The following is a 26970-nucleotide window of genomic DNA, read 5'->3' on the forward strand; positions in this document are numbered from 1 at the left end:
GTGGAGGGTGGAGCTACAACTCGCCCTCGGATCAGCCGAGTTCAGGCTTCCTGGCGACTGAGTCGGAAGTTACAAGCGCTGGTCGATTGCGTCAATATTTGTTGCTTTCCTTTCTGCTCCAGCCTTCGGGATGTCCGAACGTGTGGCTTTGCGGCGGCTGTTGGGCCACGCCGATATCTCTCAGGCTCCGACCGTCGCGTCCGCCGCGCGCTGTCGTGATCGGGTGCCGACGGGGACGTATGGCGCGGTGTCACCGAAACCGCCACCGCGCCCGGTCCGCCCCCGGAGCCGGGTCGACCCACTTCGGCCGGATCGTCCCGTTCCCCGCCGCGCTCCGGGCGTTTGTCCTGCACAGCGGCGCGGGCCCGGAATTTGAAAAGCCGACGACGACCGAAAAGCGCCTACGACAACCCCCCGAAGTTTTTTCGAGCGGCTCTGTTGTGCAACATTCGAGCGAGGTCGAGCAACAGCCTCGGAGGGGAAACGCATTGTCGCCCACCACGGGACCCGAACACCGGTCCCTGCACGTCCTCACACCGTCGAGCGACGAATCCCTTGTCACCGAATGGGCCGGTGGAAAAGGGAAGAACCTGCACACGCTGACCGCGTCCGGATTTCAAGTACCGCGCTGGTCGGTCATCGGACTGGACGTATTCGCCGAATTCAGCCGCGGTGCCGGACTCGACCGGCACCTGAAGCGGCTGTTCGCCGACGACTGGGAGCCGAAAGCGGGCCGGATCGCGGCCGAGATCGCCGGCCTGATCGAGGCCGCGCCGCTCGACGACCGGCTCACCGACGCCATCGGACTGGCCTACGGACTGGCGGGCGGGGGAGCCGTCGCCGTCCGGTCGTCCGGCGCGCAGGAGGACGGGGCGCAGTACTCGTTCGCCGGCCAGTTCGACAGCTTCCTCAACGTCCGCGGCCTCGACGAGGTCGTGGCCCACGTCCGCCGCTGCTGGGCCTCCGCCTTCTGCGAACGCTCCCTGCGCTACCGCGCGCGGCACCGGCTCGCGATCGACACCGGTGGGGTCGCCGTCATCGTGCAGCGCATGGTGGCCGCCGAGCTGAGCGGGGTGCTGTTCACCGCCGACCCGGCGAGCGGACGCGTCGACCGGCATGTCGTCAGCGCCGTCCACGGGCTGGGGGAGGGGCTGGTCTCGGGCGCCGTCGACGCCGACACCGTCGTCCTGGACGCCGTCACCGGCGAGCCGCTGACCACGGTGATCGGTGAGAAACGGGAGCGCTACGACGCCGGAGCGGGGCCCGGCTGCCAGGTGTCCCCCGTCGCCGAGGGGGACCGCGCCGAACTGTCCCTGACCGCCGACCGGCTGGCCCGGCTGCACGCGGCGGGAGCCCGGATCACCGCCTGTTACGGCACTGCCCAGGACATCGAATGGGCGATCGCCGAGGACGGTCTGTGGATCCTCCAGAGCCGCCCGGTCACCGCCCTGGCCCAGAGCGCGGGCGCCGCGCCGGAGCCGGGCCTCGACCTGCGGATCTGGGACAACTCCAACATCATCGAGAGCTTCAGCGGTGTCGTGTCCCCGCTCACCTACAGCTTCGCCGCCGACACGTACGCCAAGGTGTACGACAGCTATGCCCGCGCCCTCGGGGTCCGCGGCAAGGCGCTGCGCGAGGTGCAGGAGTGGACTCCGCACCTGCTCGGCTACGTCCACGGGCGGGTCTACTACAACCTGCTCCACTGGTACCGCATGGTGCGACTCGCCCCGTTGTACCCGCTCAACCGGCGCGTTCTGGAGAAATCCCTGGGTGTCGCCGAAGGTATTTCCGATGAACTCGCCGACGCGCTCCACCCGTTCACTCCCCGGACCGGACTGCGCGGCCAGGTGTCCCGCCTGGCACGTACGGTCGTCTTCGCTACGAGATTCCTCACCATCCGAAAATCGGTGAACACGTTTCATCGAGATTTCTATCGTGCGTACGCGGTTTTCAACAATGTCGACTACGACGCGCTGCCGGGCGACGAGACCTACCGTCGATTCCGGCGGCTGCAACGGGAACTCATCGAAAAATGGGGCCCGATGCAGACCCTCGACGCGACGATCCTGCTCTCCGTGGGACTTCTGGCCCTGCTGACCCGCAGATGGCTGCCCGGGGCACCCGAGTGGTTCACCTGGGCCGCCGCGGCCCCAGGGGGCGCCGTCGAGTCCGTGGAACCTGTCTGGGCACTGCGTGAGCTGGCCGCCCTGGCACGCTCCGACACCGAGGTGGCGGCGCTGCTGGACCGCACCCCCGACTCCGAGGCCCACCAGGCGCTGCGCGACGCGGGCCACACCCGGTTCCTGCGCGCCGTCGACGCGTACATCGCCGACTACGGCTACCGCAGCCCCGACGAACTCAAGCTGGAGGTCCCCGACCTGCACGAGAGTCCGGAGGGAGTCTTCACGCTGCTGCGCGAAGCGCTGCCGGACACCGGTGACGACGGTGACGGCGAAGGTGTCGGCAAGGGCAAGGGCAGTGGTGACGGTGGTGGTACTCCGGACCGCGGCGGCGAGGCCGACGCCTATCTCGACGAGCATCTGACCTGGCCGCGCCGCCTCGTGTACGAACGGGTGCGCGGCAAGGCCCGCGCCGCGCTCGCCGACCGGGAACGGCTCAGGTTCTGCCGCACCCGCGCCTTCGGAGCGGCCAAACGCATGCTGCGCGCCCTCGGCCGCGATCTGGCGCGCGCCGGTGCCATCGACGCCTGGGACGACGTCTTCTTCCTGCGCCTGGAGGAGGTCCGGGGCGCCTACGAGGGCATGATCGGCCACAGCGAACTGCGGGACCTGGTCGCACTGCGGCGCGGCCGGCAGGCCGCCGACATCGCGCTGCACGCCCCGTCCCGCTTCACCACCCGCGGCGCACCGTACTGGTCGGGCAATCTCGAACGGGCCGGCTGGAGCGACGGCCCGGCGGCCCCCAGCGGTGTCCGTGAACTCACCGGCGTCCCCTGCTGTCCCGGGATCGCCGAAGGACCGGCCGTCGTCACGGACACCCCCCGCGACATCGGCGGCGGCGTCCTGCTCACCTACCGCACCGACCCGGGATGGGTCACCGCCCTGTCCTCGGCCACCGCCCTGGTCATCGAACGCGGCAGCCCGCTGACTCATGTGGCCGTCGTGGCAAGGGAGTTGGGCATTCCGACGGTGGTCCAGGTGAAGGGCGCCACCACCGAGATCCGCACCGGCGCCAGGCTCCGGGTCGACGGCGCGGCCGGAACGGTCACCGTACTCGCGCACGCGCCGGACGACGCCACGGCCGCGCCTTCGCCCAGCCCCCGAACGGAGACACCCCAGTGATACTCACCGAGGAACGGCTCCAGGACCTGCTCGACAAATCCCTCGCCGAACTCGCGCTCGGCACCGAGTGGGCCGTGACCCTGGAGGGCTCCATCGCGGAAGGGTTCGGCAACCCCTCCTCCGACATCGACTTCCTCCTCGTGAGCCGCCACGACGAGGACCTGCCGACCATGCCGTCGCTGCTGTTCGTGGACGGCAGACGCGTCGAGATCCGCACCAGGTCGGTGCGCCAACTCGCGCAACAGTTAAGGGCGGTGGAGCAGGGGGCCGGACGGCCGGCCCGGCTCTCCGAGGATCTCCTCAACCGCTGCCAGCGCGTGCTGCACAGCCACCCGCTGCGCGGCCACGTCCTTGTCGAGGAGGTGAAGGCGCTCCTGCCCGTCGAGCGGTTCCGCCGGATCACCGCCGACTGGTGGGCGCACCGGGCCCGGCAGTCCCTGCGCCACGCGATGGCACTCCAGTGCCTCGGCGAGAGCGACGAGGCGGTCGACTGGACCCGCGCCGCGCTCGTCCAGAGCGTCAAGTCCTGGGCGGCGGGCCTCGGCGAGACCTACCTCGAACCCAAGTGGCTGTCGATGCAGCTCGACCGGGCGGGCCGGACGGACATACGCGACCGCTACTGGGAACTGGAGTCGGCCGCCGTTCCCCGGGGCGACACGGCAGCCGCCCACGCCCGTCTGACCGCCTGCCTCGACTTCGCCGAGCACCTCGGCCTGACCGACGTCCCCCGCCGGCCCGACCGGCTCACCGTCGCACGCGTGGCCCGGGTGACCACCTGGCAGACCGGCGAACGCGTCCACGTGGTCCGCGGCCGGCGCGATGTGTTCGCCCTCGGCGCCGACGCCGCGACCGTGTGGCGCTCCCTCGTCCTGGGCCGGTCCCTGCCCCGCGTCCTGGCCGACAGCGCCGCCACCGGCGTCACCGACCCCGGTCCGCTGCTCGCCGCCTTCCTTCGCTACGGGCTGGTCCGCCTCTCCTGGAAGGGCGGCGGTACCGTCACCCCCGCACTTCCCCTCGCCGCCCCGTCCGGCCCCCTGACCCCGCCGCCCTCCACCGAGCAGCCCCTGCTGTCGGTGCGCGGCGCGGCCGTCACCGGGTCCCGCGCCGTCGATCTGATACCCCTGCCCGCCGACCGGTTCGCCGCGGCCGCCATGGCCCTGGTGTGGTCCAACGTGGTCGTCGAGAACGCCGTCGAGGACCTGACCGGAGCCCTGCAACGGGGTCAGCGGCGCGTGGCCGAACTCACCGGGCGCCGCGCCGTGCACGCGGCGCTGCGCGGACTGTTCAGCGCCCACGGCGTCAACCCGCTGCCCGCGGACGCCGACCTCGTACGCCGGATGCACCTGCTGCCCGCCGCCACCGCCCCGATCGGCGTGCGCGCCGGTGAACTGCTGGCGCGGGGCGTGGAGTCGGCGGAGGACGGTGACGCACTGCGCGCGGAGCTGCGCCGGTTCATCGCCCTGGTGCGCGCGGCCGTCGGCGCCGACTCCTTCCCGCTGTCCTTCGACTCCGCGGCCACCTGGCGGGCGACGCTGCAACTCGGCCACGACTGGCTGCGCCTGGGCGCCCACCTCGGCGCGGAGCTGCCCATCGAGGAGGCCCGCGATCTGCTGGCCGGCAACGGGGCCCAGCCCCATCAGGCCTGGTGACGGCGCCTGTCTCGCGAGCATCCCGTCCGACGTTCCACGCGGAGGATTCACCGATGTCCGATCAGCCGAAACCCGACCCGAGGGCCTCCGACCCGATGGCTTCCGACTCGATGGCCTCCGGTCCGACGGCTCTCGACCCGACCGCTTCAGGACCAGCGGCCTGCGCCCCGACGACTCCCGAATCGGGGGCCTCCGGACCGATGACCGTGCTGGTGACCGGAGCCAGCGGCTTCGTCGGCGCCGAGGTGACCGCCCGGCTCACCGCCGCCGGACATCGCGTGCTGGCCGTGCTGCACCACAACGGCGATCTGGTCCGCAACAACGGCAGAGAGCTCACCGCCGCTCCCGGCGCCCTCACCCGGATCGCCGGCGACATCACCCGCCCCGGCCTCGGCCTGAGCGAGGACGACCGGCGCCTCGCCGCCACCGCCGACCGGATCGTGCACTGCGCCGCCGTCACCGACTTCGGACTGCGGCCCGGCCGGTACGAGCGCGTCAACGTCGAGGGCACCCGGAACGTCCTGGGCGTCGCCCTGGCGGCCCGCACGCCCCTGGTGCACGTCAGCACCGCCTATGTGTGCGGAGAACGGGACGGCATCGCGTACGAGGACGAACTCGACCTCGGCCAACGCCCCGCCAACGACTACGAGAAGAGCAAGCTGGCCGCCGAGACCTTGGTCCGCAAGGCGGCGGCGGACGGTCTGCCCGTGACCGTGGTCCGTCCGAGCATCGTCACCGGAGCCACCCGCACCGGGCGGGTCCGTGACCTCAAGACCATCTACCCCGTGCTCCGGGTCCTGACCAGAGGCCTGGTGCGCACGGTGCCCGGCCGTCAGGACGCCGTCCTCGACCTGGTGCCGGTCGACCGGGTCGCCGACCTGGTGACCGCGGCCACCACCCGCTTCCGGGACGCCGAGGGCCGCACCCTGCACGCCGTCGGCCACGAACTGACCCTGCGGGACATGTCCGAGGTCCTCGCCGAGTACCCGTCCCTGCACGTGCCGCGGTTCGTCCCGCCGTCCGCGTTCTCCGCCCAGGCCCTGCCCGGCCCGGAACGCCCCTACTACGAGCGGGTCGTGTCCCTGTACGCCCCCTACTTCCGGTGCCGCGTCCGCTTCGACGCCACCCATGCCGAGGCCTTCGGCCACCGCCCGCCCACGACGGGCGCCCGTTCCTATCTGCGCCGCCTCCTCGACCACTGCCTCGCGACCGGCTACCTGGGCCCGCCCCCGCGCAAGGAGCCCTCCGCCGCCCGACCCGACGGGAGCACCCGACGATGACCCCCGCCCCCTGTGCCGAACCCTCCTACGGCATACCCGTCTCCCCGCTGCTCACCTGCCACCCCGACAAGCAACGCCTCTACGGCGCCGACACCTACTACCAGGAGAGCCACGACCAACTCGCCGACCTCACCGGGGACATCACCGGCTTCGCCCACCGGCACGCGCTGCTGCTGCTCAAGCCCGACGCCGTCGTGGCCCGCAGGCTGGAGACGGCCGCGGACTGGCTGGCCGGGCAGGGCTTCCGGATCGTCGGCGCGGCCGTCACCCGGCTGACCCGCACCATGATCCGCTCCCTGTGGTACTTCCAGTGGAACCTCGCCACTCCCTACCGCAGGCGACTGGCCGCCCTCTTCCTGGAGGACGCCGACGCCCTGGTCCTGCTCGTCCGCCCCGTCCACGACCTGGACGTGCCCGCCTCCGTCGAGCTGACCCGGCTGAAGGGACCCACCGACCCCGACGCCCGTCGGCCCGGCCAACTGCGCCATCTCCTGGGCCGCTACAGCTACTTGCTGAATCTGGTGCACACTCCCGACGAACCCGCCGACGTCCTGCGCGAGTTGGCCGTCCACTTCGACGCAGGGGAGCGCGACCGGCTCTTCCGCTCCGCCCTCGCCGACGAGGACGGCCGTGCGCACGCCCGTGAACTGACCGGCCGTCTGTACGCGGCCACCGCACCCCGGGACCTCGACTTCGCCCCCGCCGTCGCGCGCCTGCGCGACACCGTGTCCCGGCACCCGGGCGCCGACCCCTCGGCCGCACCGCGCACGCTGCTGGAGACCGCCTGGCGGCGGGGGATCGTCCTGGACCCGTGGGACGCGGTCATCGTCGGCTCGAAGGTGCTGCCCATGCGGCAGCCGGGCCGGACCCCCGTGCTGGACGGGGCCGACTCCGACACCTGGCGCCGCCACCTGGACACCGTCCGCGCCACCGCGAACTGAGGGAGCGCGCCATGCAGTTCACCCGGACACTCCCCAAGGAACTGGTACACCGCTCCGCGGTCGCGGAGGTCTTCCTCACCGACGCCGAGCGCCGGTGCGAGGACGAGATCCTGCTGGCCGCGCGCTTCCCGCGCCGGCACGCCTTCTACGACGACACGCTGGGCCCCCGGACCCACCACGACCCCTTCCTGCTCCTCGAAGCGTGCCGGCAGGGCATCTTCGTGGTCGCCCACCGCCACCTCGGCGTGCGGCTCGGGCACAAGTTCCTGCTCCGGGCCGTCGAGTTCGAGGTGCCTGACCCGGCGGCCCTCACCCGCGGTGACCGGCCCACCGAGGCGGTCATCACCACCCGCATCGAGCGGCGGTTCCGCACCCGGGCCGAAGTACGCGGCCTCAGGCTCCGCTTCGCCCTCTCCATCGGCGCCCGCGAGGCACTGCTGGCCCGCATCGACTACTCCTGGATGCCGCCCGAGGACTGGACGCGTCTGCGGGCCCGGCAGCGCGGAGCGCTCGGACTGCCCGCCGTGCCCGTCCCCCTGCGCGGAACACACGTCGAACCCGCGCTCGTCGGCAGGCGCACCCCGGCCAACACGGTCATCTCCCCACCGCGCACGGCGGACGACGGCGCCCACACAGCGCACCTGTTCGCCGAGACCACGCATCCCACCCTCTACGACCACTGGGTGGACCATGTGCCCGGCATGCTGGAGCTGGAGGCCTTCCGCCAACTCGCCCTGCGTGCCTCGGTGTCCGCCGGAACGGTCCGCACCTCCAGCCCGCTGCCGGTCGCCCTTGCCGCGCGGTTCCGCCGTTTCGCCGAGATGGATCTGCCGCTGGAGTGCCGTACCGCTCCGGCCGTGGCGGGCGCCGACATCGAATGCACCCTGCGTCATCCCGGCTCCCTGACCGCCGAGGCCCGGATCAGACTCGCCGACGCGGACGGCGAGTCCGGTCCCGCGCGATCGCTCGTGGCGCCGACTGCCCGCAGGGCCGCATGAGTTCGACGGACTTCGAGCGCTTCCCACGCCCCCGTGCACACGACCCGCGCCGCACCGACCGGCCGGGCCGCACCGAGCGCCCGGCCGCCACGACCGGCAGAGCCGCCACGACGGGGAACGACGCCATGACCGGAGGGACGCCATGACCATCACCGCCGTCGCCACCCCGCGCGTACCCGCCAGACTGGGCCGCTTCGTGCTGCGCAGGTGCCCGCCGCACCTCTACGCCTCCTACGGACTGCTGTGGGTTCTCGCGCTGGAGGGCTCGGCGGTGACCCTGGCGGGTACGCCCTGGCGTCCCTCCGGCGCCACCGGCATCCGGGTCGTGAGCGTCGTACTGGCGCTGCTGTTCCTGCGGATGCTGGACGAGCAGAAGGATCTCGCCCACGACCGTGTCCACCACCCGGACCGACCGCTCGTCACCGGCGCGATCACCGGGCCCGAGCTGCGCTTCGCGATGGCGGCGATCGCCGCCGTGGTGGCCGGACTGAACCTGGCCCTCTCGGTGACCGACGCCCTGCTGATCCTCGCGGCTCTCGGGTACGGGCTGTTCCCCGCCCTGCTGGAACGGACGGTTCCCGCGGTACGGGACCGGGCCCTGCTCGGCCTGGCCGTCACCTTCCCCGTCCAACTGCTCCTCGGCGGCTATGTCTACGGGTCGCTCGTCGCCGCGGGGACCGTCACCGCCGACCGGCGGGGTACCCTGCTGCTCGCCCTGTGCGCCTGCGTCTTCCTGCACTTCGAGTTCGCCCGCAAGACGGCCTGGGAGGCACGGCCGGGCGCCGGGCTGTACTCGTCCGCACTCGGTCCGCGTCGCGCGGCCGGGGTGAGCGCGGGCTTCGCGGCCGGAGCGGTCGTCTGCGAGGTCCTGCTGTTCGCGTCCCGGGGCCCGCTCGCACTTCTGCCCTGCCTGGCGGTCCTGCTTCCCGTCCACGGCACGCGCCGGTTCCTGGCCGCGGGACGCGGCGGATGGCCGATGTCCACGGCGATCGCCTTCGTCGCCGTCACCCACCTCGCGCTGACCGTCCGCTCGGTGCTGCTGCCGTGAGCGAGGAACTCGGCCTCTCCTGTGAGGAGTTGCTGACCAGCACCCGATCGGTGCGGCATGGGCTCGACCTGGAGAGGCCCGTGGACCCGGCCGTCGTCGAGACCTGTCTGCGCATCGCCCTTCAGGCACCGAACGGCAACAACCGGCAGAACTGGCGCTGGCTCGTGCTCACCGACCGGCAGGTGCGCGCGGACGTCGCCGAGGTGTACCGCGCCGCGTTCTACGAGCGCAACGCCGCCGCCCGCGAACGGCCGGCGGATCAACGGGGCGCCGCACGCTCGGTCCTCACGGCCGCCCGTGCCCTGGCCGACCGGATGCACCGGGTCCCCGTTCTCGTCATCCCCTGCCTCGAAGTGCCGGGCGGACGGCTGCCCCCGGGCAACCAGGCCGGTCTGTGGGGGTCGTTGCTGCCGGCCGCCTGGAGCTATGCGCTGGCCGCCCGCAGCCGAGGTCTCGTCACCGCCTGGACCGCCGTCCACCTGGACCGCGAGCGGGAGGTGGCCGATCTCCTGGGGCTGCCGCCGACGGTCCGCCAGGGCGCCCTGCTGCCGACGGCCCACCCGCTGCGCACCACGTTCCGGCCGGGGCCGCGCCTGCCCCTGGACCAGGTCCTGCACCACAACACCTGGCAGGGCACCCGCCCGGTCTGAGGACGCCGACGGCCCGCCCGCTCAGCCGACCGTCGGGCTGGGCGTCGGGGTGTCGGTGTGCACGTTCAGGTCGGGGCGCGGGGTGAGGACCACGGTCGGGGCGCCCGGCGCCGGAGCCGGCGGCGTGAGCTGGTCCTTGGGGAGCGTGGGCGGGGCGCTCTGCGCGGCGTTGACCTGGTTGAAGTCGATGGTGCCTGTCTTCTCCATCATGGTGATGTGGTCGAGGACCGTGTCGTTGGCGAGGTCCGCGAGCTCCCGTACGAGCGAGTTGTTCGTCGTGGCACGCACCTTGGCGATCACGGAGAAGATGGAACCGTGCGTGATGCGCAGGATGTTGGCGGCGGTCGTGTCGAACGCCTTGCCGTTCTGGGCCACGGAGGTGGCGATGAACTGCTGCTGCTGCGGGGACGCCTGGTTGGGCAGCGTGATGTTCAGCTGGGCGGCGACCTTGCGGTCCAGTTCGTCCAGACGGGCGTGACCCACGATCAGGTGCTTGCCGGCCTCCCGCATCGCCGGTGTCGAGCCCTTCTTCAGCGCGATCTCGCCGAGCGGGTACTCCCACAGCCCGGCCGCGCGGACCTTGACGACGAAGTCGCGGTCGCCCTCGGTGAGCGGACCCCACTGGGTCTCGGAGATGACCCGGGTCTGGGCGCTGGCCGTGGTCTGGTAGCCCAGCATGGTCGGGTACACGAGTGCGGCGAGAGTCAGGGTCACCGCGCCGCCCACGAAGACCGTTCCTGCCAAGTTGCGTGAGATGGGCATGATGCCTCCCGACATATTGATCAGATTTCACAGGGGGTACGGATGTCACGACGCCATTGATCATTTTGCTGGGTAAAATCTGGCTTCCCTGCTGTGTCGTGCGTCACAGTCGACACACAGGTCCGGCAGGAGCGTACGGCAGGGTGGCGAGGCATCCGGCGCGGTTCGCGAAATTCTCTCCATCAATCGATTGATCGAGGGCTCTCGGCCGCATAGCCTCCTCGCCATGTCCGACTCGCCACCCGTCCCGCCGGCGCCCGCCCCACCGCCGGCCGACGCCAGCCGCGAACGCATCATCGCGGCCGCCACCTCCCTGTTCGCCGACCACGGCTACGACGGCACGAGCACCCGCCGGATCGCCGCCGAGGCAGGGCTGAACATGGCCACCGTCGCCTACCACGTCGGCGGGAAGCCCGACCTCTACCGCGAGGTCATGCTCCGCGCCCACCTCGCCGAACAGCGGGTGCTGACCGACGCGCTCGCCGCGTTCCGGGAACTCGCGCCCACCGATCCGGTCGCGGCCGTCACCGGCCTGGTCGACCGCTACCTCGACTTCTGTCTCGACCAGCCGCACATCCCGGCCCTGTGGATGCGCCGCTGGCTCTCGGACGCCGCCGAGTTCGCCGACCTGGAGGCCGCCTACGCGCGACCGCTCGTCGAAGCGGTCCGCGACACCGTGCGCGGGGCCGTCCCGGCCGCGCCGCGGGCGGACTCCACCGCGCCCGCCGACGTCGAGATGACCGTCTGGACGGTGCTGTGGAGCACCCACGGCTTCTGCCGTTCGGGCATCCGCGCCGAGGTGCCGCGCTTCCGCGCCCATCTGCGCGCCCTCGTCCTGCGTGACCTGGGGCTCGGCGCCCCGGAACCGCGTGAGCGGGAGCGCGGATGACGACCGCCCTCGTCCCCCCGGCCGCCGTCGGCGAACTCACCCGGCGCCGCCTGTTCGTCTACGGGCTCGGCTCCGTGGGCACCGGAATCTTCTCCACCGTCCCCGGCCTGCTGCTCCTCTACTTCATGACCGACGCCCTCGGCGTCCCCGCCGGCATCGCCGGACTCGTGGTCGCCCTGCCCAAGGCGTGGGACGCCGTGTTCAATCCGCTGGTCGGAGCCGCCAGCGACCGTGAGGCCGTGCGCACCGGCCACCGCACCCGGCTGCTCGTCGCCGGCGGGCTCGCCCTGCCCGCCGCGTTCGCGGCCATGTTCCTGTCCCCGATGACCGGCACGGGCGCCGCGGTGTGGGTGACGGTCACCTTCGTCCTGGCCGCGAGCGCCTTCTCCCTGTTCCAGGTGCCCTACGTCGCCCTGCCCGCCGAGATGTCACCGGTGCCGTCGGTCCGCACCCGGATCATGGTCTGGCGGATCGTCTTCCTGACCGTGGGCATCCTCGTCGCGGGCGGCGCGGCCCCCCTCGTCGTCGACCTCGCGGGCGGAGGTCGCCAGGGATACGGAACCATGGGGCTGACCGTGGGCCTCGTCGTCGCGGCGGTCCTGCTGATCCCCGCCTTCGGCACCCGCTGGGTCCGCTCACACCCCGGACCCGAACCCCTCGGACTCGTCGCGGCCTTCCGCACCGCACGCGGCAACCGCGCCTTCTTCGCGCTGCTGCTCTCCTTCGTGCTCCAGGCCGCCGCCGTCGCGATCATGCTCGCCGCCGCACCGTACGTGGCCACCTACCGCCTCGGCGGCTACGGCCTGACCTCGATCCTCTTCGTCTGCCTGGTCGCCCCCAGCGCCGTCGCCGTCCCCCTCTGGGCCAAGGCCGCCGGACGCTGGGGACGGCTGCGCTGCCTCACGGTCGCGACCTCGGGCTACGCACTCGGCGCGGTCGCCCTGTTCCCGGCCGTCGGCGCGGCCGGCGGCACCACCGCGGTCGCCCTGACGCTCGTACTCTGCGGACTGCTCGGCGTCTGCTACGCCGCCCTCCAGGTGCTGCCGCTCGCCCTGCTGCCCGACACCGTGCACGCCGACGCGGAGCGGACCGGCCAGGTCCAGTCCGGCGCGTTCACCGGACTGTGGACGGCGGGCGAGACGGTCGGCCTAGCGGCCGGACCCGGCGCGTACTCGATCGCGCTCGCCGCCACCGGCTTCGTCTCCTCGACCCTGGACCACCCCGTCGCCCAGACCGCCACCGCGCGCACCGGCATCCTCCTCGGCTTCAGCCTCGTACCCGCCCTGCTCATGCTGCTCTCCCTGCCCGCGCTGCGCGCCTACGGCCGCCGCCGCGCCGTGCGAGAAACGGAAACCACCTGATGACCACTCCCTGGCAGACCACCGCCCCGGCCGCTCACCCGGGCCTGCCCGAGACCGGCCGCTCCGGCGCCGACCTCCTCGCCGAACTCGCCGTCCTCACCGCCGCGGACCTGCCCACCCGGGGCGGGAACACCACCGCCTACGTCTACGACAGCGGCCGTCCCGAAGTACGCGAGGCCGCCGAACGCGCCTACCTGGCGATGATGGAGGTCAACGGTCTCGACCCGACCGCGTTCCCCAGCATCGTCACCCTCGAACGCCAGGTCGTCGGCGCGACCGCCGCCCGCCTCGGCGGCGACGACACCACGCCGGGTATCTTCACCAGCGGCGGAACCGAGTCGATCATCCTCGCGGTGAAGGCCGCCCGGGACGCCCGCCCGGACGTCCTCGCGCCCGAGATCGTCGTCCCCGTCACCGCCCACGCCGCCTTCCACAAGGCCGGCAGCTACCTCCGGGTCACCGTGCGCACCGCGCCCGTCGACCCCGTGACCTACCGGGCCGACCCGGCCGCGATGGCCGACCTCTGCAACGAGAACACGGTCCTCGTCGTCGCCTCCGCCCCGTCCTACGCCCACGGCGTCATCGACCCCGTCGCGGAGATAGCCGCCGACGCCGCCGCCCGGGGCATCCCCTGCCACGTGGACGCCTGCGTCGGAGGCTGGCTGCTGCCCTGGCTCGCCGAGGCCGGAGCACCCGTCCCGGCCTTCGACCTCTCCGTCCCCGGCGTCACCTCCCTCTCCTGCGACCTCCACAAGTTCGGCTACGCTCCCAAGGGCGCCTCCGTCCTGCTGTTCCGTGACGAGGCCCTGCGCCTCGACGCCTACTACGCCTGCGCCACCTGGCCCGGCTACAGCGTCGTCAACTCCACGATCCAGAGCAGCAAGGGAGCCGGACCGCTCGCCGGGGCGTGGGCCACGCTCCAGGCCCTCGGCGCCGACGGCTACCGCGAACTGGGCCGTGCCGCCCTGTCCGCGACCCGCAGACTGATCAGCGGCGTCGAGGAGATCGACGGCCTCACCGTGCTCGGCACCCCCGAGGCCACCCTCGTCGCCATCGGCACCGATCCGGCCGCCGGGACCCCGCTCGACCTCTTCGCCCTCGCCGACGAGAGCCGCGCCCGTGGCTTCTTCCTCCAGCCGCAGCTCAGCCTCGACGGTCTCCCGGCCAACCTGCACCTGACCCTCACCGGGGTCAGCGAGCGGGGCGTCGACGAACTCCTCGCCGTGCTGCGCGCCTGCGTCGACGTCGTCCGTCCGCTGGGGCCCGCGACACCGCCCGCGGACATCGTCGACCTGCTGACCCAGGTGGACCTGACCGAGTTGGACAACGCGTCCTTCGCGGCGCTGCTCCCGGCCGCGGGCGTCGACCTCAGCGGCGAGAACGCGGCCCGGATGGCCCCGGTGAACCGGCTCCTCGACGCCCTTCCTGCGGCGACCCGCGAGGTCATCGTGACCCGTTTCCTGTCCGCGCTCTACAGCCCGTACCTGGGCGGCTGAGAGCAACTCCCCGGGTGCGGCGGCGGTTTCGGCCGATGGACCTCACCGCGCCTCACCTCGCCACGCGATGCTTGCGGCCGCCCCGCCGCAGCCGCAGGCCCGCGTGGACGAGAGCGGCGAGAAGGACGAGACAGCCGATGATCAGCAGGTAGAACAGTCCGTGGACGGCGAATCCGATGATGCCCAGGACGAGGGCGACGAGGATCAGGAACAGGAACAGGCTCATCAGCTCTCCCGGCGGCTCTCGGAACGGTCCAGGGGACGGCTCTCCCGGACAAGTCCATGGGGTGGCTCCCGGACTGGTCCGTCGGACGGGCTCTCGGCGCGGGTCAGCGACGCGCGAGCCGGCGCTCGCCCTGGAGGCCGGGGGTGTACTTGAGGTCGTAGTGCGCGAAGACCTCCGGTTCGTCGGTGGCGGGCAGCACGCCGTCCGTGTCGATGGAGGGGGCGTTGCGCACCAGGCTCCTGTCGTGGGCGACCTTCAGATAGCCCGGCCCGACGGTCGCGCGGTGCAGGGGCACGAACACCAGGCGACGGCGCGTGGGCAGGCCCACGGTCACGGTCGCGAAGGACGGATCGTCGGTGGCCGTGTCGACGTAGACGGACTCCAGGGTGCCGATCTTGTGACCGTCGGGGTCCACCACGTCGTGCCCACGCCATTCGCGGATGTCACCTGCCTCGAACATCTTGCACCTCCACAGAGCGGGGTACCCCCGATCGCGGGTCTGATGCCCCTGTCATGGCGCACACCGGGCCGCTCCGGCACGGCCGGAACCGGCGGACCCGTCCGCGGGATCCGACCGGGCGGGCGGGACCTGATCAAGGTGACGCGGGCAGGTGTCAGGCATCAGGTGCCGGACGTCAGGTCAGACGTCAGGTCGGGCGTCAGGCGTGGCTCCGGAGGTCGCGTCCGGTGACCATCTCCGATTCGATCCGCAGGAACACCGCCCTGCGCAACGGCGTCCAGGACGTCGGGCCGACCTGCGCCAGCCGTTCGTGCTCGGCCGGGTCGGTCACGAGGGCGGCCCGGCCGGTGACGACCACGCTCCAGCCGGACCGGCTCCGCGCGTCGAACTCGTCCGCCTCGAAGGCGACCACGACGCCGTCGATCGCGCGGACGAGCTCGGAGTCCGACGAGGTGCGCAGCAGGACGGAGTCGTCCGTGTCCAGACAGAAGTTGACCGGCAGGACCGCGGGCAGCGCCTGCCGGGTGTACACCACGCGGCCGACCGGGACCTTCGCCAGGAGGCGGAGGCACTCCTGCCGGTCGAGTCGGTGCATTGGGTCTTCCTGGGACATCCCGCCATGGTCCCTCCGCCCCGCCGGGAACGAACAGGGCCGGTCGGCCCTACTGCGGGGGAGCCGAAAGGCCCGCCTCGTGCCGGACGGCAGGCCGCCCTCGTGCCCGACGGCCGTCAGGCACCCCGATCCCGTGTCCGCGTCCGTCGGCCGGGTCGGCCTCCGTCAGCCGGTTCGGCGCCCCGGAAGCGGCTCGCGCGCCATGAACACGTCCACCGGGTCCTCCGCCCGCGCGGTGAACCCGTGCCGCTCGTACAGCCGCCGGGCCGGACTGCCCCGGAGCACGTTCAGCCGGACGCGGGCACCGGCGCGATCACACCGCTCCAGCAGCTCGCTCAGCACGTCCGAGCCGATACCGCGTCCCTGAAGACCGGGCGCCAGGTAGAAGTGCTCGAGCCACCGGGCGTCCTCCGCCGGCCGCAGGGCCACGGACCCGGCGAACGCGCCGCCGACCTCGATCACCCAGGTGTGTGCCGGGTCGAAAGCGTCCCGCAGTCGCTGCCGCACGCGGTGCGGGTCATAGCGGCCGAGCCGCTCCAGATCCGGCCGCATCACCACGGCACGCAGCTCGACGACCGCATCGAGGTCGCGAAGCGCAGCCGGACGAAGTTCCCAGTCAGCCATGACGATCACGCTATCGCGCGCGTCGGCTCAGAGGCCCGCGGCCTTCCGTTCGTCCTCCGTCAGCGGGGGGCCGTCCAGAAGGGGCTCCTTCCGGCCGAGGAAGACACGGAAGAGCATGTCGGGCGCGAGGAGCCGGGCCGGCGGCCGCTGCATGCTCATGACGTCCAGGAGGACTCGCAGGGCGTGGGGGTTGCGCGCTCCGGCGTCGACGGCGCGGTCGATGTACCGGGCGGCGGCCCGTTCCAGTCTGCTCGGCGCCTCGTCCGTGGCGCCCGGGTAGAGGGCGTCCTGGCCCACGGCGAGATCCCAGGCCTGCCCCACGGGGCGTGCCGCGCGGCGCTGGACGAGCCCGGCCGTCTCCGGGGAGCCGATGTCGTGCCTCGCGAGCACCTTCCTGAGTTCCAGGACGCTCTGCGCGGCGGCCGTCAGACCGTGTCCGTACACCGGGTTGTATCCGGCGACGGCGTCCCCCAGAACGGCGAAGCCGGCCGGCCAACGGGGCGCCTTCTCGTAGTAGCGCCGCTTGTTGGCCGTGCTGCGGGTGGTGACGACGTCGGTGAGCGGCTCCGCCCTGGCGAGGAGGTCCCCGATGACGGGATGGGGGAGCGAGCGGGCGAAGGCCACGAACTCGGTTTCGTCGCGGCCGGGTCGGCCTCCCCTGGTGCCGGAGAGGGTGACGAGCCACCGGCCCTCCTCGATGGGGAGGATGATGCCGCCCCTGCCCGGCGGCCGCGTGGGGTCCGCCTGCACGTTGACGATGGGGAAGTCCTCGCCCGCGGCGGCGGGGGCTCGGTAGATCCGGCTCGCGTAGCCGACACCGGCGTCGACGACCTTCTCCGGCACCGGCGGCAGGCCGAGACCGGTCAGCCAGACCGGTGTCCGGCTCGCGCGTCCGGTGGCGTCGATGACGAGGTCGGCCGAGAGGGTCCCCGCTCCCTCGGCCCCGCGTACGCGAACTCCGGTCACGCGGCCGGCGTCGCCTTCGAGGGCGAGGAGTTCGGTCCGCTCGCGCACGCCCACGCGGGGCCGCCGCAGGACTTCGGCGCGGATCGTCGCGTCGAGCAGGTCGCGGCTGCACACGAGGTTGACGTGGTGGGCGTTCTCGAACCGTCTGAACCACTGCCCCGAGGGTGCCTTGCTGACCATGCCCGACATGATCGGCACGCGACGGGCACCGCGCGCGACCAGCTGCTCCGTGATGCCGGGCAGCAGGTCCTCCAGCGCCCGCACCCCGCCCGACCACAGCAGATGGGCGTGGCGGGCCTGAGGAAGTCCCTTGCGGGGGCCGGGCAGTCGGGGCAGGACGTCGGACTCGATGACCGTGACGTCCGCGTGGTCGGAGAGTACGGCCGCCGCGAGCATGCCGGTCATACCTCCTCCGATCACGAGAGCGGCAGGCCGAGGACCGGACGTTCTCTCGGGCATGGGCGGAAGCACCCTCTCTTGCGGCCGTCCGGCGATGAAGGCTCCTGACAGGCAGTCGCTGTCAGTAGCACCGGAGTTGGAACTGCGGGGGGACAACGTACCTTTACGACCAGGGCGGTTGGGATCGCTCTCGGTCCACGCCTTGAAGGGCCGCTCGCCTTCGGGCTGCCGCGACGATGGGCGAGGTCTCGATGGCCCGGGCCAGCATGACCCTCGTGTGGGGTCTCTCCACGGTTTCGAGCAGGCTCACCTCGGCTGTGCTGTAAGCGATATGACGATCCATCACATGGACGCGGGCGGCGGCCAGCATGGCGGCGTCCGCCACGACCCTCGCGTCCTCCAGTACGGTCAGCCGCCCGGGGCCGGACTTCGGGGGTGCGGCCGACTGGCGAAGCGCCTCGGCGTAGGCCGCGTCACGGATCTCCCTGTCCAGGTAGGGGCCGCACGCCAGGACGCCGTCCAGGATCGTGATCTCCTGCTGCGTCAGCCGGACCACGGGCGAGGTCCACCAGCGGAACTCCGCCGTCACGGAACCGCGCAGCTCGCGCAGTTCCGCCCAGAGCGGCTTCTGGAGCCGGTAGCGGTTCCAGGCGCGCGCGTTGTCCGCCAGAGGCGGTCCGAGGCGCGGCAGCGCGAAGCCGGTGGCGACCAGGACACCGGCGAGCGCGACCAGGGGCGGCGACACGTCGGTGCTGAGGTAGTCCCAGTCGCGGCCGGTCCAACGGGCCCCGATGGAGGTGTACTTCACCGCTTGGTAGGACAGGTCGAAGCAACTGCCGACGACGATCAGGGCCAGACCGGTGCGGGTGATTCCGGTGACCATCCGGAGCCAGCCCAGGCACATGCCGGTCAGGATGACGGTGGCGAGGGTGTGGAACGCCAGGTACAGCAGGATCATTTCGCGCATGTACGGCGTGTTGGCGTAGTACGTGTCCAGGTCCCGGGTCCGTTCGACGGGCGCGTCGGCCAGCCCGAAGAGCACGACGATCCCGATGATCACCAGCGTGTAGAGGGCCACGACGAGGAGCATCCGCCGCTTGACTCCGGGCAGGGGCCCGCCCCGCCATGCGATCATCAGGACGAGGTACGCGGCACTGAGGGCGGACATCCCGCAGTACACCAGCGGCCCGGAGAAGTTGGAGACCCCGGTGTACGCGTTGACCGCGGCGATCGTCGGGGGTGCCGAGAGCACGCAGACGACGGAGCCGATCAGCAGGATCGCACTGCTGGGCATGATCACGGGGTCGCGCCATGTCGCCTTCAGCGAGGGGACTTTGACCGCGACGGCGATCAGCAGGACCGCGCCGGGGACGTAGAACACCAAACCGCTGCCGGTCATCGCCCACGGCCCTTCCGGGTGGAGTCCACGGGGGTCCGGGTGACCCCCGGGGCTGAGTCGGCGGATGAACTCATGTGGATGATTTCTCGCCATCCTCGACGTGGTGGACGGTCGGACGGGACGACACCGCCGAATCCGTGCGGACCGCGGCCACGACCGGCGAGCCGCGCAGAGCACGAGAGACCCCCACGAGAGCGGCACGCGCGGTCGGGACGGCGGAGTCCCCGGGAACGCGCGGTGCCGGGGCGAGGCCCTGGAGCGTGGCCTGCGAGGCCGCGCGGATCATCGCCGCCTGACCGATGAGAACGGCTTCCCTGCGGGAGCTGCCGGCGGCTTCGGCGGCCGACTGCGCACGTGCGCGGACATCGTCGTCGAGCTGCGGACGCACGAGACTCAGCCCGTCCTGGATGCCCGCCTCGCGTCGGGTCAGATGGACCTGGGGCGAGGCGTGCCAGCGGATGGGCGTGGCCAGCGCGGTGCCGGGGCTGGCGCCACTGAGTTCGTCCCACAGCGGACCGAGCCGTACGTAGGCGGCGAGGGTCCGCACGGTGGTGACCGCCCAGGGCCCCACCAGGGGCAGCAGGAATCCGACGATGGCGAAGGGGGCGGCCACGGCCGAGAACAGGGGAGAGAAGGTGGTGCTCAGCACGTCCCAGTCCCGGCCGGTCCTGTGCGCGGCCACCGCGGCCAGTTTGAGGCTGCTGAAGGAGAGGTTAAGCAGCCAGCCCACACACAGGATCCACAGGCCGGCGCGCAGCCAGCCGCGGACCTGGAGCGCCCAGCGCCAGCACATCATGGTCGTGACGAGAGCGGCGGTCATGTGCGCCAGCAGATACAACATGATCATCTCGCCGATGTACGGCACCGACGCGTAGTAGGTGTCGAAGTCGGTACGGCGTTCCACCGGAGCGTCACCCAGGCCGAACAGGGCGACCAGCACGGCGATGATCAGCGTGTATCCGAGGAGCCAGTACCGCGAGACCCGCCGTACGTGCTCGGTTGAGCCGCCGCGCCAGTGCACGATCAGCAGCAGGCAGGAGGCGCTGAAGCCACTGATGATGATGTACACGAGCAGACTGGAGGCGTTCGGGACCCCGCTGACCCTGTTCACGGCGGCGATCGTCGGGGGAGCCGCGAAGAAGAATCCCGCGCCTCCCACCGCGATGACGACGCAGACCGACCGGACGAGCGGGTCACGCCACGCCCTGCGCAGATCAGGAACCTTCACGGCGAAGCAGATCCACAGAGCGGCGGCGGGTATGTAGTAGTCGAAGGAGTTCACGGCTTCAGACCTGCCGGCGACGGTTTCCCAGTGACGCGTTGATGCGTCCGGCGATGTCGCCACGCCCCGTCGGGACGCTGCCGGGCTCGCTCTCCAGCCAGACGCGGAACCGCGTGGCCGCCAGCAGCCCGAACATCTCGGCGGCCTTCTCCTCGTTGTGCTTGAACTCGGTGCGCGCGGCCACCCGGCGCACGGTCTCGTCCAGCGCGGGCAGATCCGGACGGGTGGCCAGCACGCGGTTCGCCACGGACTCGCCGAGGGCGTGGTGGCCGCAGGCGCCGTCGAGCAGATGCCAGACCTCGTGGAAGAAGATCGCCAGCTGATGGAGCGGGGTCGCCCGCTCGTCGATCACGATGATGTCGCGGTCGGGCAGATCGAGCCAGAGACCACTGGCCGTCCGGTGCGGGAACTCCTTGCGCAGGACGATGAGTTCACGTCCCGTCCTCGCGCCGACCAGGCGGATCAGGGCGTCGAACAGGGCTTCGGGCTCCGAGGGGACCGGCAGTTCGACACCGGCGACCAGCTCGTCGACGAGACGACGCATGACCCTTACCTTGCGCACTGTTCTCCCCAAGAAGTGCGAGAAGCCTGCGGCTTCGTGTCGGCGTTCTTCGCTCTGCGCGGGTCGGCACCGCTCCGGGACGGCGACATGGTCAGCCCCGTACGCAAATATGCCAAACCCGCGCTTGCTGTGCACGGTCAACCATCCGGGGGTCATATCGGGATGGGGCACATCATGCTGAACTAGGCTGATAAAAGCAGACCCGTGAACGCCGGGCCGGATGACTGGATACAGCCGTCGAAGGAGAACCGGTCATGACCACCTTCCCCACCGCCGGAGCCGTCCGGACCACCCCGGAGGGTCTCCTGTGGGAACCCGGTGCACGCTGGGTGCGCGGCCGCCGCGGCGAGGTGACCGTCGTGGACAGCAGGCACCCCGTGCTCGTGTGGGAGCCGGACGTACCGGTGCCGCTGTACGCCTTCCCGCGCGAGGACGTCCGCGAGGACCTGCTCCGCCCCGCGAAGAACCCCGCGACGGGCACGCACACCGGATCGCGGATCTTCTACGACCTCCAGCTGGGCGGCGAGCTCCTGGAGAACGCGGCCTGGACGTTCCCCGCCCCCGACCTGGCCGGACACATCGCCTTCGAGTGGTTCGGACGCGTCCGCCGAGGTCTCGACCACTGGTTCGAGGAGGAGGAAGAGATCTTCATCCACCCCCGCGACCCGCACAAACGGGTGGACGCCATCGCGAGCAGCCGCCATGTCAGGGTCGAGATCGACGGCTCGCTCGTCGCCGACACCGTCCGCCCGGTCCTCCTCTTCGAGACGTCCCTGCCGACGCGGTTCTACATCCCGCGCGAGGACGTCCGCCTGGACCTGTTCGTCCCCACCACCAACCACACCGGCTGCCCCTACAAAGGCACGGCCGCCTACTGGTCGTGGCGGGGCGGGGCCCCCGTCCCGCCGAACATCCTCTGGAGCTACCCGGACCCCCTGCCCGCGGTGGGCCCGATCAAGGACCTCCTGGCCTTCTACAACGAGGCCGTGGACATCACCGTGGACGGCGAGGCCCAGGAGCGCCCCGTCACCCCGTTCACCCGGGCACTCGGGCGACACGCGCCGAGGTGACGGAGCCACGGCGGCCGTGATCAGGCCCGCAGGTGCCCGAGCACGGACCGCAGCGCGTGTTCCACGGCACGGCGCGCCGGCTCGGAACGGTCGGTCGTCTCGAAACCGTGGCGGCCGCCCGGTACGTCGATCACCTCGACCTCGGCGGCGCACTCCTTCGCGGCGGCCAGGAACTCCTCGACCGTCGCCGCGATCTCGGCGCGCTCCCGCTCCACCCGGGTCAGCACGACCGGCAGGCCCCGCGCGCCCCGTACCGCGGCCGCCGGACGGAAGCGGGAATCGACAAGGCCCCAGTTCGGCATCGGCGCGAGGACCGGATAGGTCGCCGCCACACAGCGCAGCCACGGCGGCGGTGCCGCGAGCCAGTCCGCCGACAGCAGTCCGCCGGCGGAGAAGAACCACAGCGCCACGCGGCCGGCGTCCACACGAGGGTCGGCCCGTACCAGGCCGACCGCCTCGGCGATGTCCTCGGCGGCTCGTCCGTAGTCGGCGAGATCGTGCAGGCGGTGGTCCAGCGTGACACCGACCGCCCCCATGTCCGCAACGGCACGTGCGTAGCCGACGAACCCCGGCCAGTCCCGTGGAGTCGGCCGCACCTCGGGGTGCACGGGACCACCGTGGACGAACACCACGGCAGGCCACGGGTCTTCACCCGCCGGGAGCCCGGCACCGAGGTCACCGGAGAGGTCGCCGGGGAAGTGGAGATCGATCCGTCCGGTCCGCTCGCGGCGCCGCCGCGGCACGTCCAGCAGGAACGGGCCCAGATGACCGGGAAGCCGGCTCCCCTGACCGGTCACCCGGTGGCCCTCCCCGGCGGCGGCCCGGAGCAGCGTCGCGGCCACCTCGTCCGCGCGGGAGAGCATCGGCCAGTGTCCGGTGTCGAGTTCGAAGAACGTCACCCCGGGCTCGGTGAGCGCTTGGAACCGGGGATCCCCCAACCCCACCAGGCCCTCGACCATCGCGATGCTGGAGCCGTTGCCGGTGCACAGCACACCGGTCGACGGCAGCGCGGAGACCGCTCCCGTCAGACGCAGCGGCTGCGTGAGCGTGCCCACGGGCTGGGGGACGGCGTTCTCCGCCAGCCGCGTCAGCGCCGACGGGTCCAAACCGGCGACGCTGCCCCAGCACTCCCAGTCCTCGACCGCGGGCGGAGGGACCAGCCAGTCGTCCTCGTCCGCGTCGAACCGCTCCGACAGCCGCTCGCGTACCGCCTCGTCCGGCACCAACGTCAGTGCCCGGTCGCCGTGTCGGGGCATGCCCGCGTCCAGGTGCACGATCCGCGCGATCCGTTCGGGACGCCGGTCGGCCGCGCCGAGCACCGGATGGATGCCGTAGCAGTGCCCCACCAGGACCACCTCCGCCGCGTCCGTGCCGTCGATCAACCGCAGCACGTCGTTGATGTGCGTCTCCAGGTCCGTGCCGGGGCCGGCCGGACCGCCGTGCTCGCCCATGCCGGTGAGCGTCACCGGAAACACCAGCGCCCCCGACTCCCGCAGTCGGGTGGCCACTTCCTCCCAGATCCAGCCTCCGGTGTGAGCACCCGCCACCAGGATGAACGCCGTCATCACAGTCTCCTCGTACGCCGTTGTCCACGGGGCCCGGCCGTACCGGCGCCCCGCGCTCGCCGGTACGGTAGGAACTCCCCCTGAGGGAGGTTCAAGTCCGTGTCCCCCGACAGCCTTTGGAGCATCGGAGAGCTCGCCGAGCGCGCCGGCGTCACCGTCAAGACCGTCCGCTTCTACTCGGACCGGGGCCTGCTGCCCGAAGCGGCCCGCAGCACCGGCGGCCATCGCCGCTACGGTCCCGACGCCCTCGACCGGCTGCACACGATCCGCTCGCTGCGCACCCTCGACCTACCGGTTCCCGACGTGGAACGGGTCCTCGACCGGGACGACACCCTGGAGGACGTCGTCGCGGGCCGGCTCCGGGAGATCGGCTCGCGGCTCACCGCCCTGCGCTGGCAGGAGGCGGCCCTGCGCCTGCTCCAGGACTGCGCCCCCGAGGAACGCGCCGCCCGGCTGCGGCTGATCGGCGCCGTGTCCGTCCCGCCGAGCACCGCGCCGCTGGCGCGCTTCTGGCGACGCTGGCTGCCGCCGCGGCTCCCGGCCAGGCTCGTCTCCGCGATCGTCGACCACTCCGTCCCGCAGCTTCCCGACGACCCGACTCCGGCGCAGGTGCTGGCCTTCACCCGGCTGCACGCCTTCGTGACCGCGCCCTGCCCCGGCACGGGCAACGGCCAACCCCTGGCACACCGGCCCGGCGAGGGCAGCCCGGCCCTGCTCTACGCCGGTCTCGTCGAGGCGTACGCGCTGGCGTCACCGCACCTGCGCGCGGGCCGGTCCCCGCGAGCGGGCGAGGCGCTCGACTGCTTCGTGTCCGCCTACGCCCGCTCACGCGGCACCCGGGACACTCCCGCCTTCCGGCGCGGGCTCAGCGGGCAACTGGCCGCGGATCCCCGTATCGACCACTACTGGGATCTCACCGCGGAGATCACGTCGTCCCCGGACCCCACCCCGGGCGTCACCCACGACTGGCTGCGCTCCGCACTGGACGATCAGCTCACGGGCACGGCCGGCTGACCCCGGGCGGGCCCCGCGAGCCTCGCCGCTCAGAACGACCACCGCGTGTGGGTGTAGACCCCGTCGTCACGACCGAATCCGTACGCCGTGGCGGGGGACACCGCGTACACCGTCGCCCGCCCCGTGCGGAACGCGTCCCCGATCCCGTGGAAGGTGCCCTCCGGCGAGGTGATGTGCGCTCCGTACTTCGCCTCGAACGCCGCGATCACCGCCTCCACCCGCTCCGGGTCGGAAACCGGCTCCGCCCTGCCCTCGATCACCAGGTCGAGCCCCTCGGTGAGCGAGTTCCCGCCCGTGGTCAGCGCGCAGTGGCCGTCGTGGGCGAGGTTCCTCGCCTTCTGCTCGCCGGGACCGGTGGAGAAGTACAGTACCCCGTCGTGCCAGGCGGCGATCAGGGGAGTGACATGGAGCCGGCCGTCGGGCCGCACCGTGGACAGCCAGAAGATCTCGGCGGCCTCCAGCCGCCGCCGGGCCTCGGCCCAGTCGGTGGCGGTGACGTCCGCGGCGCCCGGGCGCGGACGGAGTGCGGAGCTGTACCGGGCATCGAGCTCGGCCGTGGGTTCCTTCCCGGGTTCCTGCGTCGGCATGGCGGATCTCCCTCGCTCTTGGTGACAACGACCTCTGTCCTTGATGGAGACCGGCCGTCGGCGCCGGAATCATCGCCGCGGCGGGTTCGTGCATGCCGCCGACACCACCTCGGTGCCGGCCGGTCACCCCCGTGTCCCGACGCGGCTCGACCCGCGCCGACACATCAGCCGGCGACCAGGGCGCTGAGCCCGTAGTCCAGCTCCTCGCCGTCGACGAGGAGCGCTTCGACGGTGCGCGTACGCGGGTCGATGTCGGCCACGATCCCGTCGCCCGCGTAGCGCGGGTATCCCGTTTCGCCGGTCTCGCCGGTCGCCTCGACGACGGCCGTTCGCACAGCCGCTTCCCGCGCGGAGACGGTGTCCTTGTTCTCGACGAACTCGGGGACCAGCAGGACGGTGAAACGCTCAGATTCGGTAGTCACGTTCCGGTATTCAAGCGCCTCTCCCGACGCCCGTCCCGCAGGCGCACGGCGCGTCCCCGCCCCCGGGGGTCGGCCGAGCGGGCGACGGCGGTGGGACGCCCGGTCCGATGGGGGAAGGCATCGATCATGCCGCCGACCTGGTGGCCGCCCGAACCACGACGGCGTCCCGCCTCACGGCGGCCGTCCGGCGTACCGGCGGCGCGGCTGCCGGAGAGGCTTCGCGCCCGGGCGGCGGCAGTCGATTCCGCGGACGGTCCGGCCGCACGCCGACCGTCGAGAACAGATGGGCCGATCGTGAAGCACAGGACGACGGAAGCACGAACGCGCAGGTCCGCACCGGCCGACGGCCGCGCGGGGTGGGGCAGGCGGCTGGCGGCCGTCACGGGGGTCATCGTGCTCTGGGCGCTGCCCACCGCGCCCGCGGGCGCGGCACAGGAGAGCGGTCCCGCACCGGCCAGACCCCCGCTGTTCGTGTCGGACTACGGCAACAACCGTGTGGTGAGGCTGCCGGGGGCCGGTGACGGCCAGACGACGGTCCCCCTCGACGGTGTGGTCCGCCCGACGGGCCTGGCCTGGGACGCGGCCCGTGACCTCTTCGTCTCCGACACCGGCAACAACAGGGTCGTGAAGCTGGAGGCGAGGGGAGGGGCGCAGACCACCGTTCCCACCGTCGGCCTGTCGCGCCCGCTGGGCCTCGCCGTCGACCCCCGCGGCGGCCTGTTCATCGCGGACAGCTTCAACGACCGTGTCGTGAAGGTCCCTTCCAACGGCAGCGGCCAGACGACCGTCCCCACCACCGGCCTGCTCCATCCGTGGGGGCTGGCCCTGGGCGCCCACGGGGACCTGTACATCTCGGACTTCGTCAACGACCGCGTGGTCAAGATCGCCGCGAACGGCGGACGTCAGACCACGGTTCCCACGGTCGGCCTGTCCCAGCCGACCGGGATCGCCCTGAATGCCCGCGGGGACCTGTACATCGCGGACAGCGGCAACAACCGCGTCGTGAAGGTGTCCGCGCGGGGCGGCGGGCAGAGCACGGTGCCCACCACCGGTCTGAGCGATCCGCTGGGCCTCGCCCTGGACGGCCGCGGCGGCCTCTACGTGGCCGACGGCTTCAACAACCGGGTGGTGCGGGTCGCGGAGACCGGCGGTGGCCAGGTCACGCTTCCGGCTTCGGGCCTGAACACCCCGACCGGTCTCGCGTTCCCGCCGGCCGAGAAGAAGCATGGGTGACAGGGCGGCACAGATGACGAGGCAGCACGGGTGACGACGCGGCACAGGTGACGACGAAGCACGGGTGACGCGGAGGACCGCGGCGCGGGGCAGGGCCGGCGGTGACCGTCGGCTCGGCCCGGCCGCCTCGGACCTCCGGGCGCAGGGCACCACAGCGGCCCCGCCGCCGAGG

General features: G+C 72.2%; 25 protein-coding genes. 13 read left to right on the forward strand and 12 right to left on the reverse strand.

Annotated elements, in window-relative coordinates; genetic code table 11:
* Positions 1 to 488: 488 nt before the first annotated feature.
* The 7 genes from ACZ4AA_RS23075 to ACZ4AA_RS23105 all read left to right on the forward strand — a co-directional run bounded on the left by ACZ4AA_RS23075 (position 489) and on the right by ACZ4AA_RS23105 (position 9868).
* Positions 489 to 3302 (forward strand): phosphoenolpyruvate synthase, encoded by a 2814-nt coding sequence (locus ACZ4AA_RS23075; protein ID WP_467605568.1) that lies wholly within the window; start codon positions 489 to 491, stop codon positions 3300 to 3302.
* Positions 3299 to 4951, forward strand: coding sequence for a nucleotidyltransferase domain-containing protein (locus tag ACZ4AA_RS23080; RefSeq protein WP_467605571.1), 1653 nt, complete (start codon positions 3299 to 3301; stop codon positions 4949 to 4951). Before ACZ4AA_RS23075 ends, ACZ4AA_RS23080 begins: the two co-directional genes overlap by 4 nt.
* A gap of 53 nt (positions 4952 to 5004) precedes the next feature.
* Positions 5005 to 6231: an SDR family oxidoreductase gene (locus tag ACZ4AA_RS23085; protein WP_467605574.1), complete on the forward strand. Its 1227-nt coding sequence runs from the start codon at positions 5005 to 5007 to the stop codon at positions 6229 to 6231.
* Positions 6228 to 7172 carry a nucleoside-diphosphate kinase gene (locus ACZ4AA_RS23090; RefSeq protein WP_467605578.1) on the forward strand — a complete coding sequence of 315 codons (945 nt, stop codon included), beginning with the start codon at positions 6228 to 6230 and terminating at the stop codon, positions 7170 to 7172. Before ACZ4AA_RS23085 ends, ACZ4AA_RS23090 begins: the two co-directional genes overlap by 4 nt.
* 11 nt (positions 7173 to 7183) lie before the next feature.
* Entirely contained in the window at positions 7184 to 8170 is a 987-nt protein-coding gene (locus ACZ4AA_RS23095; RefSeq protein WP_467605580.1) for a ScbA/BarX family gamma-butyrolactone biosynthesis protein, read from the forward strand.
* Between the two features lie 142 nt (positions 8171 to 8312).
* Complete coding sequence (locus ACZ4AA_RS23100) at positions 8313 to 9218, forward strand: UbiA prenyltransferase family protein (protein ID WP_467605583.1); 906 nt, start codon at positions 8313 to 8315, stop codon at positions 9216 to 9218.
* Positions 9215 to 9868, forward strand: a complete 654-nt coding sequence (locus ACZ4AA_RS23105) for a nitroreductase family protein (protein ID WP_467605585.1) — start codon at positions 9215 to 9217, stop codon at positions 9866 to 9868. Before ACZ4AA_RS23100 ends, ACZ4AA_RS23105 begins: the two co-directional genes overlap by 4 nt.
* A 21-nt stretch (positions 9869 to 9889) precedes the next feature.
* Here ACZ4AA_RS23105 and ACZ4AA_RS23110 read toward each other — a convergent pair whose 3' ends face one another.
* On the reverse strand, positions 9890 to 10630 hold the full coding sequence (locus tag ACZ4AA_RS23110; RefSeq protein WP_467605587.1) for a DUF4142 domain-containing protein: 741 nt from the start codon (positions 10628 to 10630) through the stop codon (positions 9890 to 9892).
* A 226-nt stretch (positions 10631 to 10856) separates the two neighbouring features.
* Here ACZ4AA_RS23110 and ACZ4AA_RS23115 point away from each other — a divergent pair, with 226 nt between their 5' ends.
* Genes ACZ4AA_RS23115 through ACZ4AA_RS23125 form a run of 3 tightly spaced genes read left to right on the forward strand, consistent with a single transcriptional unit; the run spans position 10857 to position 14376 of the window.
* Positions 10857 to 11519, forward strand: a complete 663-nt coding sequence (locus tag ACZ4AA_RS23115) for a TetR/AcrR family transcriptional regulator (RefSeq protein WP_467605591.1) — start codon at positions 10857 to 10859, stop codon at positions 11517 to 11519.
* Positions 11516 to 12880, forward strand: coding sequence for an MFS transporter (locus ACZ4AA_RS23120; protein ID WP_467605594.1), 1365 nt, complete (start codon positions 11516 to 11518; stop codon positions 12878 to 12880). Before ACZ4AA_RS23115 ends, ACZ4AA_RS23120 begins: the two co-directional genes overlap by 4 nt.
* On the forward strand, positions 12880 to 14376 hold the full coding sequence (locus tag ACZ4AA_RS23125; protein WP_467605597.1) for a pyridoxal phosphate-dependent decarboxylase family protein: 1497 nt from the start codon (positions 12880 to 12882) through the stop codon (positions 14374 to 14376). Before ACZ4AA_RS23120 ends, ACZ4AA_RS23125 begins: the two co-directional genes overlap by 1 nt.
* 52 nt (positions 14377 to 14428) lie before the next feature.
* Here the strand turns inward: ACZ4AA_RS23125 and ACZ4AA_RS23130 are convergent, their stop codons facing one another.
* From ACZ4AA_RS23130 to ACZ4AA_RS23165, 8 genes are all read right to left on the reverse strand, one after another.
* Positions 14429 to 14602 carry a hypothetical protein gene (locus ACZ4AA_RS23130; protein ID WP_467605599.1) on the reverse strand — a complete coding sequence of 58 codons (174 nt, stop codon included), beginning with the start codon at positions 14600 to 14602 and terminating at the stop codon, positions 14429 to 14431.
* Positions 14603 to 14705: 103 nt separating this feature from the next.
* Positions 14706 to 15062, reverse strand: a complete 357-nt coding sequence (locus tag ACZ4AA_RS23135) for a PRC-barrel domain-containing protein (protein WP_467605602.1) — start codon at positions 15060 to 15062, stop codon at positions 14706 to 14708.
* Positions 15063 to 15261: 199 nt separating this feature from the next.
* Positions 15262 to 15657 carry a pyridoxamine 5'-phosphate oxidase family protein gene (locus ACZ4AA_RS23140; RefSeq protein ID WP_467605605.1) on the reverse strand — a complete coding sequence of 132 codons (396 nt, stop codon included), beginning with the start codon at positions 15655 to 15657 and terminating at the stop codon, positions 15262 to 15264.
* A 183-nt stretch (positions 15658 to 15840) separates the two neighbouring features.
* Positions 15841 to 16299, reverse strand: a complete 459-nt coding sequence (locus ACZ4AA_RS23145) for a GNAT family N-acetyltransferase (protein WP_467605609.1) — start codon at positions 16297 to 16299, stop codon at positions 15841 to 15843.
* A gap of 27 nt (positions 16300 to 16326) precedes the next feature.
* The gene (locus ACZ4AA_RS23150) at positions 16327 to 17724 is read right to left on the reverse strand and encodes an FAD-dependent oxidoreductase (RefSeq protein WP_467605613.1); all 1398 of its coding nucleotides are present in this window, start codon (positions 17722 to 17724) and stop codon (positions 16327 to 16329) included.
* Between the two features lie 103 nt (positions 17725 to 17827).
* A complete protein-coding gene (locus tag ACZ4AA_RS23155) occupies positions 17828 to 19063 on the reverse strand; it encodes an MAB_1171c family putative transporter (protein WP_467605617.1) in 1236 nt (411 codons plus the stop codon).
* Positions 19064 to 19133: 70 nt separating this feature from the next.
* Positions 19134 to 20345: an MAB_1171c family putative transporter gene (locus ACZ4AA_RS23160; RefSeq protein WP_467605620.1), complete on the reverse strand. Its 1212-nt coding sequence runs from the start codon at positions 20343 to 20345 to the stop codon at positions 19134 to 19136.
* Between the two features lie 4 nt (positions 20346 to 20349).
* Positions 20350 to 20889 carry a toxin-antitoxin system, toxin component gene (locus ACZ4AA_RS23165; RefSeq protein ID WP_467605623.1) on the reverse strand — a complete coding sequence of 180 codons (540 nt, stop codon included), beginning with the start codon at positions 20887 to 20889 and terminating at the stop codon, positions 20350 to 20352.
* Positions 20890 to 21161: 272 nt separating this feature from the next.
* Between ACZ4AA_RS23165 and ACZ4AA_RS23170 the strand changes: the two genes are divergently transcribed.
* Positions 21162 to 21977, forward strand: coding sequence for a DUF427 domain-containing protein (locus tag ACZ4AA_RS23170; protein ID WP_467605629.1), 816 nt, complete (start codon positions 21162 to 21164; stop codon positions 21975 to 21977).
* 20 nt (positions 21978 to 21997) lie between these two features.
* Here the strand turns inward: ACZ4AA_RS23170 and ACZ4AA_RS23175 are convergent, their stop codons facing one another.
* Positions 21998 to 23542, reverse strand: coding sequence for an alpha/beta fold hydrolase (locus ACZ4AA_RS23175; protein WP_467605634.1), 1545 nt, complete (start codon positions 23540 to 23542; stop codon positions 21998 to 22000).
* A gap of 99 nt (positions 23543 to 23641) precedes the next feature.
* Between ACZ4AA_RS23175 and ACZ4AA_RS23180 the strand changes: the two genes are divergently transcribed.
* Complete coding sequence (locus ACZ4AA_RS23180; RefSeq protein WP_467605638.1) at positions 23642 to 24556, forward strand: helix-turn-helix domain-containing protein; 915 nt, start codon at positions 23642 to 23644, stop codon at positions 24554 to 24556.
* Positions 24557 to 24585: 29 nt separating this feature from the next.
* Here ACZ4AA_RS23180 and ACZ4AA_RS23185 read toward each other — a convergent pair whose 3' ends face one another.
* Both ACZ4AA_RS23185 and ACZ4AA_RS23190 read right to left on the reverse strand, forming a co-directional pair.
* A complete protein-coding gene (locus tag ACZ4AA_RS23185) occupies positions 24586 to 25143 on the reverse strand; it encodes a pyridoxamine 5'-phosphate oxidase family protein (protein ID WP_467605645.1) in 558 nt (185 codons plus the stop codon).
* Positions 25144 to 25307: 164 nt separating this feature from the next.
* Positions 25308 to 25565: a hypothetical protein gene (locus tag ACZ4AA_RS23190; RefSeq protein ID WP_467605652.1), complete on the reverse strand. Its 258-nt coding sequence runs from the start codon at positions 25563 to 25565 to the stop codon at positions 25308 to 25310.
* A gap of 294 nt (positions 25566 to 25859) precedes the next feature.
* On the opposite strand from ACZ4AA_RS23190, the gene ACZ4AA_RS23195 reads away from it, so the two are divergent.
* Positions 25860 to 26798 (forward strand): virginiamycin B lyase family protein, encoded by a 939-nt coding sequence (locus ACZ4AA_RS23195; RefSeq protein WP_467605657.1) that lies wholly within the window; start codon positions 25860 to 25862, stop codon positions 26796 to 26798.
* The last annotated feature ends 172 nt before the right edge of the window (positions 26799 to 26970 follow it).

Source organism: Streptomyces sp. NPDC024698 (genome assembly GCF_055559015.1).